Annotated in this window: 17 protein-coding genes; 4 read left to right on the top strand and 13 right to left on the bottom strand. The window is 71.2% G+C overall.

The window, feature by feature from the left end:
• Positions 1-182 precede the first annotated feature (182 nt).
• From ACTOQ1_RS20570 to ACTOQ1_RS20560, 3 genes are read right to left on the bottom strand one after another with little or no spacing between them, the layout of a single operon-like run.
• Complete coding sequence (locus ACTOQ1_RS20570; RefSeq protein ID WP_440069340.1) at positions 183-1,268, bottom strand: alcohol dehydrogenase catalytic domain-containing protein; 1,086 nt, start codon at positions 1,266-1,268, stop codon at positions 183-185.
• An 11-nt stretch (positions 1,269-1,279) separates the two neighbouring features.
• Positions 1,280-1,474, bottom strand: a complete 195-nt coding sequence (locus ACTOQ1_RS20565; protein ID WP_362696938.1) for a ferredoxin — start codon at positions 1,472-1,474, stop codon at positions 1,280-1,282.
• A 9-nt stretch (positions 1,475-1,483) separates the two neighbouring features.
• The gene (locus tag ACTOQ1_RS20560; protein ID WP_440069338.1) at positions 1,484-1,948 is read right to left on the bottom strand and encodes a pyridoxamine 5'-phosphate oxidase family protein; all 465 of its coding nucleotides are present in this window, start codon (positions 1,946-1,948) and stop codon (positions 1,484-1,486) included.
• 76 nt (positions 1,949-2,024) lie between these two features.
• Here ACTOQ1_RS20560 and ACTOQ1_RS20555 point away from each other — a divergent pair, with 76 nt between their 5' ends.
• Positions 2,025-2,672, top strand: coding sequence for a class I SAM-dependent methyltransferase (locus ACTOQ1_RS20555; RefSeq protein ID WP_440069336.1), 648 nt, complete (start codon positions 2,025-2,027; stop codon positions 2,670-2,672).
• On the opposite strand, the gene ACTOQ1_RS20550 is transcribed toward ACTOQ1_RS20555, so the two are convergent.
• From ACTOQ1_RS20550 to ACTOQ1_RS20525, 6 genes are all read right to left on the bottom strand, one after another.
• Positions 2,608-3,717 (bottom strand): enediyne biosynthesis protein UnbU, encoded by a 1,110-nt coding sequence (locus ACTOQ1_RS20550; RefSeq protein WP_440069334.1) that lies wholly within the window; start codon positions 3,715-3,717, stop codon positions 2,608-2,610. The two genes, ACTOQ1_RS20555 and ACTOQ1_RS20550, sit on opposite strands and share 65 nt — an antisense overlap.
• A complete protein-coding gene (locus ACTOQ1_RS20545) occupies positions 3,714-5,732 on the bottom strand; it encodes a CRTAC1 family protein (protein ID WP_440069332.1) in 2,019 nt (672 codons plus the stop codon). The genes ACTOQ1_RS20550 and ACTOQ1_RS20545 overlap by 4 nt, the downstream gene beginning before the upstream one ends.
• Positions 5,733-5,767: 35 nt before the next feature.
• Positions 5,768-6,688: a DUF1702 family protein gene (locus ACTOQ1_RS20540; RefSeq protein ID WP_440069331.1), complete on the bottom strand. Its 921-nt coding sequence runs from the start codon at positions 6,686-6,688 to the stop codon at positions 5,768-5,770.
• 653 nt (positions 6,689-7,341) lie between these two features.
• On the bottom strand, positions 7,342-8,394 hold the full coding sequence (locus ACTOQ1_RS20535; RefSeq protein WP_440069356.1) for a prenyltransferase: 1,053 nt from the start codon (positions 8,392-8,394) through the stop codon (positions 7,342-7,344).
• Positions 8,395-8,423: 29 nt separating this feature from the next.
• Entirely contained in the window at positions 8,424-9,137 is a 714-nt protein-coding gene (locus tag ACTOQ1_RS20530; protein ID WP_440069329.1) for a class I SAM-dependent methyltransferase, read from the bottom strand.
• Positions 9,138-9,176: 39 nt separating this feature from the next.
• Positions 9,177-10,421, bottom strand: coding sequence for a glycosyltransferase family 4 protein (locus ACTOQ1_RS20525; protein ID WP_440069327.1), 1,245 nt, complete (start codon positions 10,419-10,421; stop codon positions 9,177-9,179).
• Positions 10,422-10,717: 296 nt separating this feature from the next.
• Here ACTOQ1_RS20525 and ACTOQ1_RS20520 point away from each other — a divergent pair, with 296 nt between their 5' ends.
• A complete protein-coding gene (locus tag ACTOQ1_RS20520; RefSeq protein WP_362845262.1) occupies positions 10,718-11,746 on the top strand; it encodes a GDP-mannose 4,6-dehydratase in 1,029 nt (342 codons plus the stop codon).
• A gap of 337 nt (positions 11,747-12,083) precedes the next feature.
• On the top strand, positions 12,084-13,292 hold the full coding sequence (locus tag ACTOQ1_RS20515; RefSeq protein ID WP_440069325.1) for a macrolide family glycosyltransferase: 1,209 nt from the start codon (positions 12,084-12,086) through the stop codon (positions 13,290-13,292).
• A gap of 59 nt (positions 13,293-13,351) precedes the next feature.
• On the opposite strand, the gene ACTOQ1_RS20510 is transcribed toward ACTOQ1_RS20515, so the two are convergent.
• Positions 13,352-13,495: a hypothetical protein gene (locus ACTOQ1_RS20510; protein ID WP_440069324.1), complete on the bottom strand. Its 144-nt coding sequence runs from the start codon at positions 13,493-13,495 to the stop codon at positions 13,352-13,354.
• A gap of 52 nt (positions 13,496-13,547) precedes the next feature.
• On the bottom strand, positions 13,548-14,240 hold the full coding sequence (locus ACTOQ1_RS20505; protein ID WP_440069322.1) for an SDR family NAD(P)-dependent oxidoreductase: 693 nt from the start codon (positions 14,238-14,240) through the stop codon (positions 13,548-13,550).
• A 139-nt stretch (positions 14,241-14,379) separates the two neighbouring features.
• Between ACTOQ1_RS20505 and ACTOQ1_RS20500 the strand changes: the two genes are divergently transcribed.
• Positions 14,380-15,264, top strand: a complete 885-nt coding sequence (locus tag ACTOQ1_RS20500) for a helix-turn-helix domain-containing protein (RefSeq protein WP_440069321.1) — start codon at positions 14,380-14,382, stop codon at positions 15,262-15,264.
• Between the two features lie 98 nt (positions 15,265-15,362).
• Here the strand turns inward: ACTOQ1_RS20500 and ACTOQ1_RS20495 are convergent, their stop codons facing one another.
• Together ACTOQ1_RS20495 and ACTOQ1_RS20490 are read right to left on the bottom strand one after the other, a co-directional pair.
• Positions 15,363-15,815: a DNA-binding protein gene (locus ACTOQ1_RS20495; protein WP_440069319.1), complete on the bottom strand. Its 453-nt coding sequence runs from the start codon at positions 15,813-15,815 to the stop codon at positions 15,363-15,365.
• Between the two features lie 202 nt (positions 15,816-16,017).
• Entirely contained in the window at positions 16,018-17,223 is a 1,206-nt protein-coding gene (locus ACTOQ1_RS20490) for a cytochrome P450 (protein WP_440069317.1), read from the bottom strand.
• Positions 17,224-17,232 lie beyond the last annotated feature (9 nt).

Raw genomic sequence — 17,232 nt, 5'->3', positions numbered from 1 at the left:
GGCCGTGATCCGCAAGCTCAACGCCATCACCCCGCCCGCCACCGCCTTCGACGCCGCCTTCTCCTCGGACTGAACCCCCGGCCGAAGGCTGAGACGCGCACGGTGAACACGGCCGGGTCACCGGTCCGCCCCGCTCAGGTGGGCGGCCCGGTGACCCGGCCGAGGATCGGATCGGACGTGCCTCAGTCCATGACGACGATCTGGCGCAGCACCTCGCCGCCCCTGAGCGCCGCCACGGCGTCGTTGAGGTCGGCGAGCTTGATACGAGAGCTGATCATGCTCTCCAGGTCGAGCTTGCCCGCCTTGTAGAGCCTCGCGAAGAACGGGAAGTCGCGCCGGACGTCCGAGCCGCCGTACAGCGAGCTGAGGATGTTCTTGCCCTCGAACAGCAGGTTGAAGGCGCTCAGCGGGACGGTGTCGTCCATCGCGCCCGCGCCCACCACGATCGTGTCGCCGCCCCGGCGGGTGGCCTGCCAGGCCGTCATGATGGCGGCGGACTTGCCGACGGCCTCGAAACCGTAGTCGAACCCGGCGCCGCCGGTGAGCGTGCCGACCGCGTCCATGAGCTGGTCCGGGGTGATGGCGTGGGTCGCGCCGACCTTCTTGGCGAGGGCGTGCTTGGACTCCAGCGGGTCGATCGCGAGGATCGTGGTGGCGCCGGAGATGCGGGCCCCCTGGATCACCGACAGGCCGATGCCGCCCGCGCCGACCACGGCGACGGTCGAGCCCGCCCGCACCTTGGCCGTGTTCAGCGCCGCGCCCACACCGGTGGTGATCCCGCAGCCGATCAGGGCCGCCGCCTCGAACGGTACGTCGGGATCGACCTTGATCGCGCCCTGCCAGGGCACGACGACCTCCTCGGACCAGCTGCCGCACCCGGCCATGCCGAACGCCGGGGTGTCGCCGCCGTAGCGGAAGCGGGCGTTGACGAAGCTGTCCATCACGTACGTCATGCACAGGAACGGCTGGTTCACCAGGCAGTTCGCGCAGCTGCCGCATGCCGGGGTCCAGTTGAGGATGACGTGGTCGCCGGGCTGGACCGAGGTCACGTGGTCGCCGACCTCGACGACCACGCCCGCGCCCTCGTGACCGGGGATGACCGGCAGCGGCATGGGCAGCACGCCGCTGATCACCGACAGGTCCGAATGGCAGACACCGGTGGCCCTGATCTTGACGCGGACATCCGTCGGGCCTACCGGCGCGAGGGTGAAGTCGTCGCGGATGTCGAGCTTGTCGTCGCCGACGGCATGCAGAAGCGCACCACGCATGGGGGGTCCTCCTAGTTCTCCTCAAGGGAGAGGGCGGCTTTGGGACAGGACCGGACCGCGTGCCGGACGCGGTCCATCATCTCCGGCGGCGGCTCAGGCAGCAGCAGGTGCAGCTGGTCGTCGTCGTCGAGCTCGAAGACCTCCGGGGCGAGTCCCATGCAGATCGCATTGGCCTCGCAGACCAGATAGTCGACGTTGATTTTCATACGGGCCTCCTAACCGGGAATGGCGAGCTTACGGTGATCCCAGGAGATCACTCGACTCGGCTCGACCACGAAGGCGACCCTTTTGCGGCCGGTGTAGGCCACGTACTCCGCGAGGAGTTCCTCCGCGTCGGGCATCCCGGCCATCCGTCTGGCCACGTTCATACCGACGTCGAGGATGCCCTCGGGGTCGTCGATCCTCCGCGCGACCCCGTAGACCAGGACGCCGCGCAGGTCGGAGTATTCGTCCCCGGCCTCGATCAGGCAGCTCACCCGGGCGTCGCGCTGGATGTTGAGTGTCTTCTGCGCCTTGCCGTAGGTCCAGAACGAGATTTTGCCCTCGGTCAGCCCGTAGAACATGGTCACCATGTGCGGTGTCCCGTCAGGGTTGATCGTGCCGAGTTGCAGCTTCCGTGACTCTCCGACGAAAGCCGTCACCTCGTCGTCGGACATCACGATGCGGGCGCGCTGGTTCACGGTGCAAAGTAGAACACGTTCCACAAGGTCGGGCAAGGGCATTCGGAATGTTGTTCGGTCTCGGTAGTCTGCTGCGATGAGCATCGCCACCATGCCGGCCGACCTGCTGTACGCCGCCCAGCGCGCCAAGGGTTTCATGCCACACCAGGAGGGGATCGCGCTGTTCGAGATCGCGGCCGAGTACGGCCCGCGCGGCCCGATCTGCGAGATCGGCAGTTACTGCGGGAAGTCCGCCGTCTACCTCGGGGCGGGGGCCCGGCAGGCCGGGTCCGTCGTCTTCACCGTCGACCACCACCGGGGCTCCGAGGAGATCCAGCCGGGCTGGGCCCACCACGACCCCACGCTGATGGACCTCCGCTTCGGCAAGATGGACTCGCTGCCCACGTTCCGGGCCACCATCGCCTCCGCCGGTCTGGAGGACGAGGTCGTCGCGATCGTCGGCAGGTCCGAGCGCGTCGCCGCGCTGTGGAACACCCCGCTGGCGATGCTCTTCATCGACGGCGGCCACTCCGAGGATCCGGTGACCAAGGACTACGAGGGGTGGGCGCCGCACGTCATGCCGGGCGGTGCCCTGGTCTTCCACGACATCTACCCGGACCCGGCCAAGGGCGGGCAGGCTCCCTACCGCGTCTACCAGCGAGTGCTCGCCTCCGGCGCGTTCAAGGAGATCCGGCAGGAGGGCTCGCTGCGGGTGCTCGAACGGGTCGGTCCCGGTATCGGCTGAGCTCCTCGGACGACCCGCCCGCCACCGGACCGCCGGCGCCGGGCGGGTGGAGGCGGTCGTGAAGGGCCACCCGGAGACTCCGGCCCGCACCGACGACCACCGGGGCGAGGAACAGCCCGAAGACGACGTGGAACTGGACGAGCAGCCCGTAGACCGCCGCGGTGGCCAGGCCGAACACGACCTGGTCGCGCGGCCTGGCCGGGGACGTGGCAGGGTCGATGATCATGTATCCGGTGTAGAGGGCGAAGGCCGTCCCGGTCATCGGCAGCAGGGCGCCGACCGCCGACACGTCTGTCAGCCCTCCCCTGACCAGCGCCTGCAGGGCGAACCCGCCGACCCAGCCGAGGACCAGCGGCAGCCTCCCCGCGAGCCTGGCGTTCACCGCCGTTCCCCAGACCAGCACGGCCAGCGGCACGACCAGGTCGAACGGCCCCGAGACCCACGCGGTGAACTGGTACGCCGGAGCGAGCCCGACCCACGGGAACAGCAGCAGCACGGCGACGACCCCGAAGGCCGCCGGGTTCAGGAACGGCCTGCCCGGCGCGTCCTCGGCGCCCCGCCCCGCCCCGCCGGCCTCTCTCGCCGTCTCCGGCGTCTCCCGCGCCTTCGGGACCCGCGGCGTCCGCGGCGCCCGCACGCGGAAGACGTACGTGCCGCCGACGCCGACGAGGACGGCCAGCGCGACCGGCATCAGGTGCCCGTTGCCGTACAGCAGCATCGCGCAGAGCAGGCCGCAGACGTAGGAGGGCAGGAAGAAGCCGGCGACCCGGGCGCGGGGCACCCCGAGGTAGCGGGCCGGGCGCCGCCGCGACCACGCCTCCACGGTCTCCAGCGCGAACTCGGCGGTCACGCCGGTGAGCACGCCGACCACCGGCGCCAGGCAGGACTGCTCGAACCCGAGCACGGTGTGCCCGAGCACGGTGATCAGGGTGAGGGACTCCGCCAGCCGCCGGAACGCCTCGTCCCGCTTCCGGTGGTCCAGATCGCGGTGGTCCCGGTTCCGGTCGTTCCGGTTCCGTCCTTCTCGCCTCCGGTCGGCGTTCACGGCCGCCGGACCTCCGCGGCGTGGCCGCCGGCCAGCAGGATCCGGTGCCAGCCGGGCTCCAGGGACAGCGACGCGGTACGGGCGCCGCCGCAGGCGTCCCTCCAGGAGATCTCGACGGGGACGGTGGCGCCCGGCAGGTCGTCGCCCAGGCCGAACAGCAGCTCGGGCGCGGAGACGCCGTTGTGGCCGTTGGCGGGGTAGAGCTGCCTGCTGCGCGTGACCCCGCCGGGCAGGCGCACCGTGGCGACGGCTCCGATGGCGGGCCGTGTCGGCCCGGGTCGCGCCCGCCCCGTGAGCGTCCGCGCGGGGGGTGACTCGGTGGCCGTGCCGCAGGCGCCCGCGGGGAGGCGGAGCCGCAGGCCCACGAACGGGGCCGTCGGGCCGTGGTTGCGGTAGAGCACCGACGCGGACCACTGGTTGGCGACCGCGAAGTCCAGCCGCCCGTCGTCGTCGACGTCGCCCACGGCGAACGCCCGGCTGACCGTGCCGCCGTCACCGTCACCGTCACCGTCACCGTCACCGTCACCGTTACCGTCGCTGTCGCCGCCGACACCGGCCCGCCGCGCCACGTCCACGTAGCGGCCGTCCGGGCCCCTGGTGAAGAAGGTGTTGGTGTCGCGGCCCGACAGGTCGTCCCCGGCCCGCAGGTCCGGCCACAGCGAGGGGCGGGACAGGAGCAGGTCGTTGGCCGAGGCCGCCTCCCGCAGCCGCGCCCACCGGTCGACCTCGCCCCTGACGAACCCGGTCGCGTGCATGATCTCGTCGACGCCGTCGTTGTCGAAGTCGGCGGCCTTGACGTCCCAGGACCAGCCGCTGCGGCTCAGCCCCAGCTCCTCGCCGAGGTCGTCGTACGGCGCGTGACCCTCGTGGAGCCCGCCGGGTCGTGAGACGAAGGCGAAGTTGCTCTCGTGCGACGCGTGGTCCCCGGTGAGGTTGCTCACCAGGATGTCCGGCCTGCCGTCGGCGTTGAGGTCGGTGAAGGCCACCCCCATCCCCGTGAACGAGTCGTGGCCGAGGACCCGGGAGTGGGGAGTCGTCAGGTGCCGGGTGCCCCGGGCCTCGGTGAACCGGATCCTGCCGGGCACCGACTCGTTGACCAGCAGGTGGTCGGGGCCGAAGTCGTTGGCCACGTACAGTTCGGGCCGCCCGTCGCCGTCCAGGTCCTGGGCGCCCAGCGCGAGGGTCCAGCCCCCGCCTCCCGTACCGCCCTCGACCTCGTCGAACACCCCCTCGGCCTCGGTGAACACCGCGGGTCCCGTCGCCCGGTAGAGCCGGTCGCCGCCCCCGTTGGCCGCGGCGGACAGCGAGTCGGGCATCACGGCGTCGCCGCGGTCGGCGCCGCCGCCCAGCACCCTGACGCCGTCGGGGAAGTAGTTGCCGAAGACCAGGTCGAGGCGGCCGTCCCCGTCGAAGTCACCGGCCGTGGCGGCGCTGGTGTTCCAGATCTCCGGTTCGCCGGTCAGCGCGCGGTGGCGGAAGGCCGCGCCGGACGGGGGCGCCCCGGGCACGCGCAGGAACAGGGAGGGGGAGCGGCCCCAGTAGTAGACGACCAGGTCCTCCCAGCCGTCCTGGTCGAGGTCTGCGGGCAGGCACCCGGTCGGAGCCTCGTGCCGCCCGCGCTGCGGGGGGACCAGCGTGAACGGCCGGTAGCCGCGGGAGGTCCCCGGCGCCGGCCTGACGGTCACCGTGTCGCGGCGGGGGTCGACCAGGCACAGGTCGTCGGCGACGACCTCGTCGTCCACGTCGAACAGGGCCACCCCGGCACCCAGCGACGACACCCGGCTCCGGAGGTTCGCGTACCCCGGCGCGACCGGCCGCAGGACGCGGTCACCGGGCTCCGCGGGCGGGCCCAGCCGCCTCGCGTGGAAGGAGAAGCCGGCGGACGCCTCCACGGCCGAGGTGTCCGGCAGGGCGGTCAGCCTCCACCCGGCGGTCGCGGCCACCAGGGCCAGGACTCCCGCCGCGTACCTGCGAACCCCCGGCACCGTTCCCACCGCCCTCCGCATCGTGGTCATGAGTGGTCATGAGTGGTCATGAGTGGTCATGAGTGTCATGAATCGCGGTCGCGCCGTGCCCAGGCCTTCCGGATCCCCGCCCGCCAGGCCTGGTAGTGGTCGTCGCTGTGCGCGTTGTGGCCCAGCGCGACGAGCGCGGTGTCGGTCCAGCCCGCCGCCTCGTCCACCTCGGCCCCGCACAGCACGGGGGCGGCGGCGACGGTGTGCTCGGGGACGACGGCCGAGATCAGCCGGGCGGCGCAGGCGAGGGCGCAGCCCTGGGCGAGGTGGGCGCGGAAGCCGTCCTCGGCCGCGGCCGCGGCCAGCCGCCCCAGGTCCGCGCCGCTCGCGCCCCCGGTGTACGTGGCGGCCAGGCCCACCCCGCTCCACAGGTCGGCGCGGCGTCCCGCGGGGAACTCGGCGACGCGCAGCACGACGTCGCCCGCCCCCGCGCACTCGTGGAACCAGAGCATCCGCCCCAGCCCCTGGTCGAAGATCGCCCGCCGCGTCCGGTCCATCAGCCCGGCCGTGCGCTGGCGTCCCACCGTCCGGTCGGAGGAGAAGAAACCCTGGTGGAAACCGAAGCCGTCGTGGGCCAGCCAGCGCAGCAGCGGATGCACCGAGTGGACGCCCCACATCGGCCGCAGCCGCATGCGGGCGTACGCCCGGCCGGTGCCCATGTGGATGAGGTGCGGGTGGCGCAGGCCCTGCCCGCTCAGCAGCTCCCTGAGCCGGCGCCCGCCGGTGAGGGTGAGCACGTCGAGGGTGGCGCAGGCCATGCCCGCCCCCTCGTACGCGAAACCGCGCAGGTCCTCGCGGAGGTCGTCGATCCGCTCGGTCTCCCCGGCGACCACCGCGTTGAAGCCGGAGACGAACGCCCCGCCCGCGCCCTCCAGGAGCTCGCGCGCCGGCCCCAGCCGGAACCGCCGCACCCCGAACCCCATCCGGGCCGGGTCCTGCCACAGCAGCCGGGCCATGCCCTTCGGCCTGGCCGGGGTGAGGGACTCCCGGGGCTCCGGAGGCGGGGACGGATCCGGCGCTCGCGGCGGGTCCGAGGGCTCGGGCGGGTTGTTCGAGGCTTCGGACGGGTGCGGGGGCTCGAAAGGACGCGGGGGTTCGCGGTGGGACGGAGGGGAGGCCGGGGAGTCCTGGAGGTCAGGAGGGGCGGGAGGAGCCGGCGCTTCCGGCGCCTCCGGCAGGGGTGGGAGGTAGGCGTGATCGGGAGGACCCGAAGCGCCCGGCGTGCCGGAAGGCGTCGGGAGGTCCGGGATGTGGGAGGGCATCGGGAGGTCCGGCGTGCCGGGAGGCGCCGGGGTGCGGGAGGTCGCGGGGAGGTCCGGCGAATCGACGGCCTCGGTGCCGGTTCTCGCGTCGGCCGTCTCGGCGTCGTCGCTCTGAGCCACCGTCCGAGTGCCCTCCGCGTTACTCACGGACCCGAACGTAGTGAGCCGCCTCCGGCCCTTCAAGCACCGCGTTTCTGATTCCGTGCAAAGAAAACGCCGCAGGCCCGGCCGGGAGTCCCGCAGGGCCCGCCGGCCGGGGCTCCGCACGACCTCTCCGCGGCCGTGGTCGAGGCCGTGGATGTGGATGGGTCGAGGACGGGTCGTGACGGGAGGCGCGGGACCGGGGACTAGCTTCTGGAACGGGCGTGGCTGCAGCCGCAGGCGGCGGTGGGCCGGTCGGTCACGTACGCGCCCGCGTCGCGGAAGATGCCCGAGGCGGGGGTGTGCCCGGCCAGCGCGTCGGCGGCGAGCACGACCGCGGCCGCGGTGTAGGCCGAGCGCTCGTGCGGGAAGTGCTTCTCGTTCACGAACTGCCAGCCGGTCCAGTACGAGCCGTCCTCGTGCCGCAGGTGCTGCATGTCCGAGAAGAGTTTCGACGCCCGCTCCCGGTCGCCCAGGGCGTCGAGGGCCAGCACCAGCTCGCACGTCTCGGCGCCGGTCACCCACGGCTGGTCGGAGACGCAGCGGATGCCGAGGTCCGGTTCCACGAACGTGTCCCACTCCTCGGCCAGCCGCGCCTCCGCGGCCGGGCCGCGTACCGCGCCGCCCAGGATCGGGTAGTACCAGTCCATCGAGAAGCGGCTCTTGTCGGCGAACGCCTCGGGGTGGGCGGCCAGCACGTGGCCGAGCTGGTCGGCGGCGAGCTCCCAGTCGGGTTGCGGATCGCCCAGGTGCTCGCCGAGCAGCACGCCGCAGCGCAGGCCCTGGTGGATGGAGGCGCAGCCGGTCAGCAGGGCGTACCCGGCGGGCCTGCCGTCGGCCGCGCGCTCCCAGACGATCTCACCCCGGGTGGTCTGCAGGCCGACCACGAAGTCCAGCGCCGCCCGGACGACCGGCCACATCCGCCGCGCGAACTCCTCGTCCCCGGTCACCAGCAGCTCGTGCCAGACGCCGACCGCGACGTACGCGGCGTGGTTGGACTCCCCGCCCTGCTCGACGGCCTCGCCGCCGACCAGCTTCATCGGCCAGGAACCGTCGGCCCGCTGCGTGCGGACCAGCCAGTCGTACCCCCGGCGGACCGGGTCGGTGAGCCCCGCCACGCTCATCGCCATCAGGCACTCGATGTGGTTCCAGGCGTCCACGTGCCCCTCGGGCCACGGGACGCCGCCGTCGGGCTCCTGCACCGCCGCGATGCTCCACGCGGTCCGGACGACCTGTTCCCACTGCATTTCCCACCCCATGGAGCCGCTCACCGCTTCTCCCTCAGAGCTCACGCAGGCTTCCGGACGTAGAGCACCACGCTCTTGCCGATGAGCGGGTTGAGCACCGCCTCGGCGATCCTGGTGGCGGCGGGACGCTTCATGATGTCCCAGACCAGCAGCTCGTGGTACGCCTTGGCGAGCGGGTGGTCGTCGTTGCCGACGCCGACCGCGCACTTGATCCACCAGTACGGCGCGTGCAGGCCGTGGGCGTGGTGGTGCGGGCCGATGGTGAAGCCCGTCGACTTGAGCTTCGCGCTCAGCTCGGCCAGCGTGTAGATGCGGACGTGCCCGCCGGGAGCGGTGTGGTACGCCTCGTCGAGTGCCCAGCAGATCCGTTCGGGCAGGAAGCTCGGCACGGTGACGGCCGCCTGGCCGCCCGGCTTGAGCACCCGGAAGATCTCGCGCATCGCGGCCATGTCGTCGGGGATGTGCTCCAGCACCTCGGCCGCGATCACCCGGTCGAAGCTGCCGTCCTCGAACGGCATGTCGAGCGCGTCGCCCGTCACGGTGTCCGCCGTCGCCTCGGGCGGCACCTCCCCGGCCTTGTCCATCGCGGCGAACATGCTCGCCACGCCCTCCAGCTCCTTGGCGTCCATGTCGAAGGCCACCACGTCGGCACCGCGCCGCAGTACCTCGAAAGCATGCCGTCCGCCGCCACAGCCCAGGTCCAGGACTCGGTTCCCCGGTCCCACGGGCAGCCGGTCGAAGTCGACAGTCAGCACTCGCCGCTCCTCTTCACAGGTGGTCGTTCGGGATGTCGCTCACTTCGCGCGGCGGGCCTGGATGGCCTCGTGGTAGGCCTCCACGGTCCGCTTGGCGACGACGTTCCAGGTGAAGCGTTCCATCACCCGGTCGTAGCCCTTGCGGCCCACCGCCGCCCGCTCCTCGGGGGAGTCGTGCAGGCGGCGCAGCACCGCGGCCAGCTCCTCGGGGTCGCCCGGGGCCACCTGCACTGCGGCGTCGCCGACGACCTCGGGCAGCGCCCCGGTGCGGCTGGCGACCAGCGGGGTGCCGCACGCCATGTGCTCGACGGCCGGGAGCGAGAAGCCCTCGTACAGGGAGGGGACGACCGAGATCTCCGAGGTGGCGATCAGCTCGCCCAGCTCGGTGTCGGAGATGCCGTGGACGAACCTGACCCGGTCCTGCAGCGCCAGCTCGGCGACGAGCTTCTCGGTCGGGCCGCCGGGGGTGGGCCTGCTGACCACGGTGAGGTTGACGTCGCGCTCGGTGGCGAGCTTCGCCACCGCCCGCAGCAGCGTCGCGACGCCCTTCATCGGGGAGTCGGCGCTGGCCACCGCGACGATGGAGCCGGGCCGCTTGGGCATCTCCGGGCGCGGGTGGAAGTAGCGGGTGTCGACGCCCAGCGGGATGAGCCGCATGTTCTTCTGCGGCACGTTGAAGTCGCGGTGGATGTCGGCGAGGGACGACTCGCTGACGGTCAGGATCGGGTTGAGCCGCGGCGCGACCTTGGCCTGCATGCGCACGAAGCCGTACCAGCGCCGCATGGGGATCTTCTTGCGCAGCGTCGCGGCCTTCAGCTCGATGCGCCGGTCCACGCTGATCGGGTGGTGGATGGTCCCGACCACCGGGAACAGCTTCTGGATGCCGAGCACGCCGTAGCCGAGGGTCTGGTTGTCCTGCACGACGTCGAAGTCGCCGACGCGCTTCTTCAGCTCGCGGTACGCCCGCAGGCTGAAGGTGAGCGGCTCGGGGAATCCTGCGGTCCACATGGTGCCGACTTCGAGCAGGTCGATCCAGTCGCGGTACTCCCGCAGCCCGGGGGTGCGGAAGGGGTCCTCGTCGCGGTACAGATCCAGGCTGGGGATCTTGGTGAGGACGACGCCCTCGTCGAGCTCCGGGTAGGGCTGGCCGGAGAAGACCTCCACGCTGTGCCCGAGGGCGACCAGCTCGCGGCTGAGATGACGCAGGTAGACGCCCTGCCCACCACAGGTCGGCTTGCTGCGGTACGACAGCAGCGCGACGCGCAGTGATTCAGCACCCGGCACGGCAACCCCCTTCTCAACCTGTCCGAAAAGGGGACAGGTACCGTGAAAGATGACCTTAGTCCTCGGACCCTACCATTCATGAGCTCTGTTGCACTTGATGTGGAATTGTTCCTAGATCGTGCTTCACGGGGTGCGAACTGGGAAGTTAGCCTTACCGAGCGTGATTCGGTGTAACGCGTTCTAGGCATGCTGTGCCGTGGGGTGCTGGTGCCCGCCGGGGGGTGTGCGGGTACATTCGCCATCAAACGGCACAAGACCAGGCATAGGTCGCCGCCCCCGCAAGCGAGGAGGACGCGTTGGCCAGGCGCGCGCTGATCACCGGTATCACCGGGCAGGACGGTTCCTATCTGGCCGAGTGCCTGCTCAGTCAGGGCTACGAGGTCTCCGGCCTCGCCCGAGGGCAGGCCAACCCCCGCGTATCGCGGCTTCGCAAGCTTCTCCAGGACGTCCAGCTCGTCCGGGGTGACCTGCTCGACCAGGGCTCGCTGATCTCCGCCGTCGAGAAGGTCCAGCCCGACGAGGTCTACAACCTGGGCGCCATCTCCTTCGTCCCCATGTCGTGGGAGCAGGCCGAGCTCACCGCGGAGGTGACCGGCATGGGCGTGCTGCGCATGCTCGAGGCCATCCGGGTCTGCTCGGGCATCTCCTCCTCGCGCACGGCGGCGGGCTCGGGCCAGATCCGGTTCTACCAGGCCTCCTCCTCGGAGATGTTCGGCCAGGTCCGCGAGACCCCGCAGACCGAGATCACCCCCTTTCACCCCCGCTCGCCGTACGGGGTGGCCAAGGCGTACGGGCACTTCCTGACGCAGAACTACCGCGAGTCGTACGGCATGTACGCGGTGTCGGGGATCCTGTTCAACCACGAGTCCCCGCGCCGGGGAGCCGAGTTCGTCACCAGGAAGGTGACGCTCGGCGTGGCCAGGATCAAGCTCGGCCTCGCCTCCGAACTGCGCCTGGGCAACATGGAGGCACGGCGCGACTGGGGGTTCGCCGGAGACTACGTCCGCGCGATGCACCTGATGCTCCAGGCGGACACGCCGGAGGACTACGTGATCGGCACCGGCCGCACCCACACCGTCCGCGACCTCGTGGAGGCCGCCTTCGCCGCCGCCGGGCTCGACTGGGAGCGGTACGTGGTCACCGACCAGAACCTGCACCGTCCGGCGGAGGTCGACCTGCTGTGCGCCGACCCGAAGAAGGCCCGCGTCCAGCTCGGCTGGGAGCCCACGGTCACCTTCGAGGAACTCGTGGCGATGATGGTCGAGTCGGACGTCAAGCTGCTCTCCGAGGGCGGCGACCCCGACCAGGACTCCTCCTGGCCCTGAGCCTCCCCGTTCCCGAGCCTCCCGTCCCCGGGCTTCCTGCGCCCGGGGCCTTTTTCCGTCCCCGGGGCCTTTTCCCGTTCGTGGGCCGGCCCGGAGAGGCCCCGCCCCGGCGCCGGGGCGACTCCGGGTGACCCCGAAGGGGCGTCGAAGGGGCCCCGAAGCGGTGCCGAAGCGGCCCGGGCGCTCCCGCCCGGCCTGATCCCGCGGGCTCTCGCCCGCTAGGCGAGTCGGAACGTCTCGTCTTGACAGTGTGCGCGACAGGGGCGATGCTGTACCCATTGACGAGACGGAACGTATCGTTTCTCAAGAGCCCCGAAGATTCGACAGAGGAGAAACCATGTCCCGACGTGCGCACATCGCGATGGTCAGCATCCCCGCGCCGGGCCACGTGAACCCGAGCATCGAGGTGATCAGGGAGCTGGTGGCGCGCGGGCACCGGGTGACCTATGCCAACGACCCCTCCTTCGCCGAGGTGATCACCGGCGCCGGGGCCGAGCTCGTCCCGTACACCTCGACCCTGCCCATGGGCGACACCGCCGAGTGGCCGGAGGATCCGATCGCCCAGCTCAACGTCTTCCTCGGCGACGCGATCTCGATGCTGCCGCAGCTCCGCGCCGCGTACGAGAACGACCGGCCTGATCTGTTCCTCTACGACATCGGGGGTTACACGGCCCGGGTGCTCGCGGAGAACTGGGACATCCCCCTGATGCAGCTCTCGCCGACCTACGTGGGCTGGGAGGGTTACCGGGAGGACATGGCGCCGATGCTCGAGGAGCTGAGGAGGGCCCCGGGCGGGGCCGAGCACTACCGGCGGTTCGAGGAGTGGCTGCGCGACAACGGCATCCACGGCATCGACTCCGACGACTTCGGGGGCCGCCCGCCGCGGGCGCTGGCGCTCATCCCGAAGGTCATGCAGCCCAACGCCGACCGGGTCGATCCCGCCCGGATCACCTTCACCGGGCCCTGCTTCGCCACCCGCTCCCACCAGGAGCCCTGGATCCGCCCCGAGGGCGCGGAGAAGGTGCTGCTCGTCTCCCTGGGGTCGGCCTTCACCAACCTGCCGGGCTTCTACCGCTCCTGCCTGGCGGCCTTCGGCGACCTGCCCGGCTGGCACGTCGTCCTCCAGGTCGGGAAGTTCGTGGACCGGGCGGAACTCGGGGTGATCCCCGCCAACGTCGAGGTGCACTCCTGGGTGTCGCAGCTCTCGATCCTGGAGCAGGCCGACGCGTTCGTCACCCACGCGGGCATGGGCGGCACCCAGGAGGGCCTGTACTGCGGCGTCCCGATGATCGCCGTCCCGCAGGCCGCCGACCAGTTCGGCAACGCCGACAGGCTCGTGGAGCTCGGGGTCGGCCGCCGGATCGACACCGGGGAGGCCACCCCCGAGGCACTGCGCGCCGCCCTGCTCGACCTCACCTCCGACCCGGAGGTGGCGGCGCGGCTGGCGAAGCTCCGGGACGAGGTCCGGGGCGAGGGCGGCACCGTCCGCGCGGCCGACCTGATCGAGGAACTGCTCCGGCGTCGAGGGGAGGTCCGCCCGTCCTGAGGCGCGGGCCGGGCGGGCGACGCCCGGCCCGCCGCCGGCGCGCTCCGCGGGCGGGCTCATCAGACGGGCGCAGATCCGGCACGGTTCGCCCCGGTTTTCTCCAGCTCCGGCTCCGGCTCCAGCTCCGGCTCCGGCTCCGGCTCCGGCTCCAGCTCCGGCTCCGGCACGGCCCAGACCTCTTCCGAGGTCTTACGACGCGTCACCCGTCCGGACTCGCCGGCGAACACCTCGAACCCCTCGATCGTTCCCGCGCGCTCACCAGCGCAGTTCCCCGGCCTCGTCCTGGAACGTTCCTGTCGGGCCGTCCGCGTCGAGAGTCGCCAGACGCACGACGGTTCTGGCGCTCTCTTCCGGTGATCTTCCGCCTTCGAAGGACAGGCCGGCGGTCATGTCGGTGGCGGTGAAGCCCGGCTCGAGCGCGTTAAACTTGATGCCCGGCTGAGACTTGGCGTACTGGACAGTGAGCATGGTGGCCGCCGCCTTGGACGCGGAGTAAAGCGCAGCCCTCAGGTGGAACTCCGGCCGGTCGGGGTTGTTCACCGCCCAGAACGACCCGGCGCTGCTCGAGACGGTGACCACGGTGGGATTCGAGGATCTGCGCAGCAGGGGGATCGCCGCCTCCGTGACGCGCACGATTCCCACCGCGTTGGTGTCGAAGGCCCGAAGGGCCGTGGGACCGTCGAGGGCTCCGTTCTCCAGGATGCCCGCGTTGTGCACCAGGACGTCGAGCCGGCCCTCGGCCGAACCGATCGTCGCCAGCGCGTTGCTCACCGACGCGTCGTCGGTCACGTCGAGCTGCACGAATCGTGCGCCGAGCGCCGCCGCGGCCTTCTCGCCTCGCTCGACGTCACGCGCACCGATGTAGACGACGTGCCCAAGCTCCAGAAGCTGTTTGGCTGTCTCGAAACCGATGCCCTTGTTGGCCCCGGTGACCAGTGTGACGGTCATGTCCCACCTCTCGAAATACGTGGCCCGAGCGGACCGTTGAGCACGCTATGCGGAGCTACTCGCCTCGACCAGAGCCCTCTCGAGCCTGGGGTGTGACAGGGCCCCCTCTGTCCGCCTCGCGGAGTCCTGGGCCGGCCTCATGAGCGCGACGACGAACGCCCTCGGCGCGTACCTCCGTGCCCGGCGCGAGCTGGTGACGCCTCAGCAGGCGGGCATCCCCGGCGTCGGTGTGCGGCGTGTGCCCGGGCTGCGGCGCGAGGAGGTCGCCATGCTCGCCGGCATCAGCGCCGACTACTACCTGCGGTTGGAACGGGGCCGCGATCGCAACCCGTCCGCGCAGGTGCTCGAGTCGATCGCTCGCGTGCTCCACCTCGACGACGACCACATCGCCCATCTGCGGACCCTGGTCTCGGAGGCACCCCGGCGGCGCAGACGCCGGCCGCCCAGGGAGATCCCGCCGCCCGGCGCCCTCAAGCTCCTGGACTCCCTCGTCCAGCCCGCTTTCATCGAAGGCCGGTACTTCGACATCCTGGCCTCGAACAGTCTTGCCAGGGCACTCTCTCCCGGCCTCGCCGCAGGGGGCAACCAGCTGAGGGACATGTTCCTGGATCCGGCCGAGCAGGCTCTGCACCCTGATTGGAAAGACGTCACGGAATGCCTCGTCGCGAACCTGCGGCAGTCCGTGGGCAACGACATCGACGATCCTCGCTTCATCGAGCTCACCGGAGAACTCTCACTGGCGAGTCCCCATTTCCGCCGGCTCTGGGCCCGCCACGAGGTCCGCGGGCAGCGCGGGTCGCTGATGCGGATCAACCACCCGCAGGTCGGGGAACTGACCCTCAACCGGGAACGACTGGGCATAGGCGGAACCGAGGGCCTGATGCTCGTCGTGTATCACCCGGAAGCCGGGTCCGGCGATGCGGAAAAGCTGGCTCTGCTGGCTTCCGCGGGCCTGCCGACCTCGGACAAGAACAAGAGCTCCGGCAGGCCGGCACGTGAGACGGACGGCGCCGCGCTCGGGTGAACCCGGCGAGGCCGATGCGGAGCAGAGTCGCGCGAGCGAACAACGCTCCTCACCGGAATCCCGGGACAACACCCGGGGTCACGGCGCCGGCGAGGTGGTCACTCAAACCGGCTTCCAGGCCGGGTGGTGGTGCGGCCCGCCAGGCGCTCGTAGCGTTGCTTGGCCGCCTGGGGGGTGGCGAGGCCGAGGCCGAACGCGATCTCCTGCCAGGTGAGACCGCGGCCCCGCGCCGTGAGGAGGAGCGACGCCTCCAGCTCGTCCATTTCCGCGCGGGCCCTGGGCAGGAGGGTCAGGGCGGCGGTGATGTCGGCGTGGTCCACCTCCGGCTCGCCCTCCTCGCGATGGGCGCTGCCGCTCAGGAGGAACGTCACGAGCCTGACGGCCTCGTGGGCTCCGAGGACCGTGGGGTGGACCTGCCGGTGGCGCTGGCCCTCGCCGGCCGCGTGGCGCTCGGCGATGCGCGAGAGGGAGGCGTACTCGCGGTGTGCCCGGGTCAGGCCCGGGTCGGAGGGCGTGAAGGGGTCGGATGATCCGTCGTGATTCGCGGGCATGCGATCAGGATGGCCCGATTAACAAAGTGTTGTCAACATGATGAGTTGAACAGAATGTTTAAACGGTGAGCGTGACGTCCTCCCCGCGGCCGGGACGAGCCCGGGATCCGGTGTGGACGACATGAGAAGGCCACGGGGGCGAGCCGGCCCCGCGTGGCCTTCTCATGTCGTCCTCGGCGTGCGCTTCCGGTGTCGCCGGACCTCAGGCGACGGAGACCGGCAGGTCCTTGATGCCGTTGATGAAGTTGGACCGCAGGCGGCGGGCCTCGCCGGCCTGCTCCAGGCCGGGCAGCCGCTCGGCCAGCACCTCGAAGAGGACCCGCAGTTCCAGCTTGGCGAGGTGGTTGCCCAGGCAGAAGTGGGCCCCGCCGCCGCCGAAGCCGATGTGCGGGTTGGGGTCACGGCCGATGTCGAAGACGCCGGGGTCGGCGAACACCTCCTCGTCCCGGTTGGCGGAGCTGTAGAAGACCACGATCTTGTCGTCCTCCTTGACCTCCTGCCCGCCGATCGTCGTGTCGGTGGTGGCCGTACGGCGGAAGAGGTTCACCGGGGAGACCCAGCGGACGATCTCGTCGGCCGCGGTGCGGGCGAGGGCGCGGTCGGCGACCAGCCGCCGCCACTGCTCGGGGTTCTCGAAGAAGGCGAGCATGCCGCCCGAGGCCGCGTTGCGGGTGGTCTCGTTGCCCGCCACCACGAGCAGCAGCACGAACAGGTCGAACTCCTCCTCGGTGAGCGTCTCCCCGGCGGCGTCGGGCATGATCAGCTTGGTGACGATGTCCTCGCGGGGCTGCGCGCGCCGCTCGGCGGCCAGGGTGTTGGCGTAGGCGTAGACCTCCATGGCCGCGTTCGTGCCCTCTTCGGGGTCGGCCGCGTAGTCGGGGTCCTCGGCCCCGATCATCTGGTTGGACCAGTTGAAGATCTTGTCACGGTCCTCGACGGGGGCGCCGAGCAGCTCGCAGATCACGTACAGCGGCAGCGGGGCGGCGATGTCCCTGACGAAGTCGACCGAACCGCGTCCCTTGGCCTCGTCCACCAGCTCGTGGCAGATGTCGCGGATGTGCTGCTCCAGGGCGCCCATCATGCGCGGGGTGAAACCCCGGTTGACCAGGGAGCGCCGCCGGGTGTGGTCCGGCGGGTCCTGGTTGAGCATCATCATCCGCTGCAGGGCCATCTGGTCCTCGGGCATCTCGTTGAAGAGCGCGAGTTTCCTGCTCGACGAGAACAGGTCGGAGCGGCGGGAGACCTGCACCACGTCGGCGTGCTTGGTGACCGCCCAGAAGCCGGGCCAGCCCCGCTCGGTGTCGCCCGGGTGCGCGTAGACAGGCGCGTTCGCCCGTAGCCAGGCCAGCTGCTCGTACGGCGCGCCGTTCCGCCAATAGAAGTCCTGGTCGACCAGATCGATATCCATCGGTCCTCC

The sequence above is a fragment of the Streptosporangium sp. OZ121 genome (assembly GCF_051918885.1).
Lineage (GTDB): Bacteria > Actinomycetota > Actinomycetes > Streptosporangiales > Streptosporangiaceae > Streptosporangium.
Note: the sequence above shows the minus strand (reverse complement) of the source record. Positions and strands in the feature narration are given on the sequence as shown.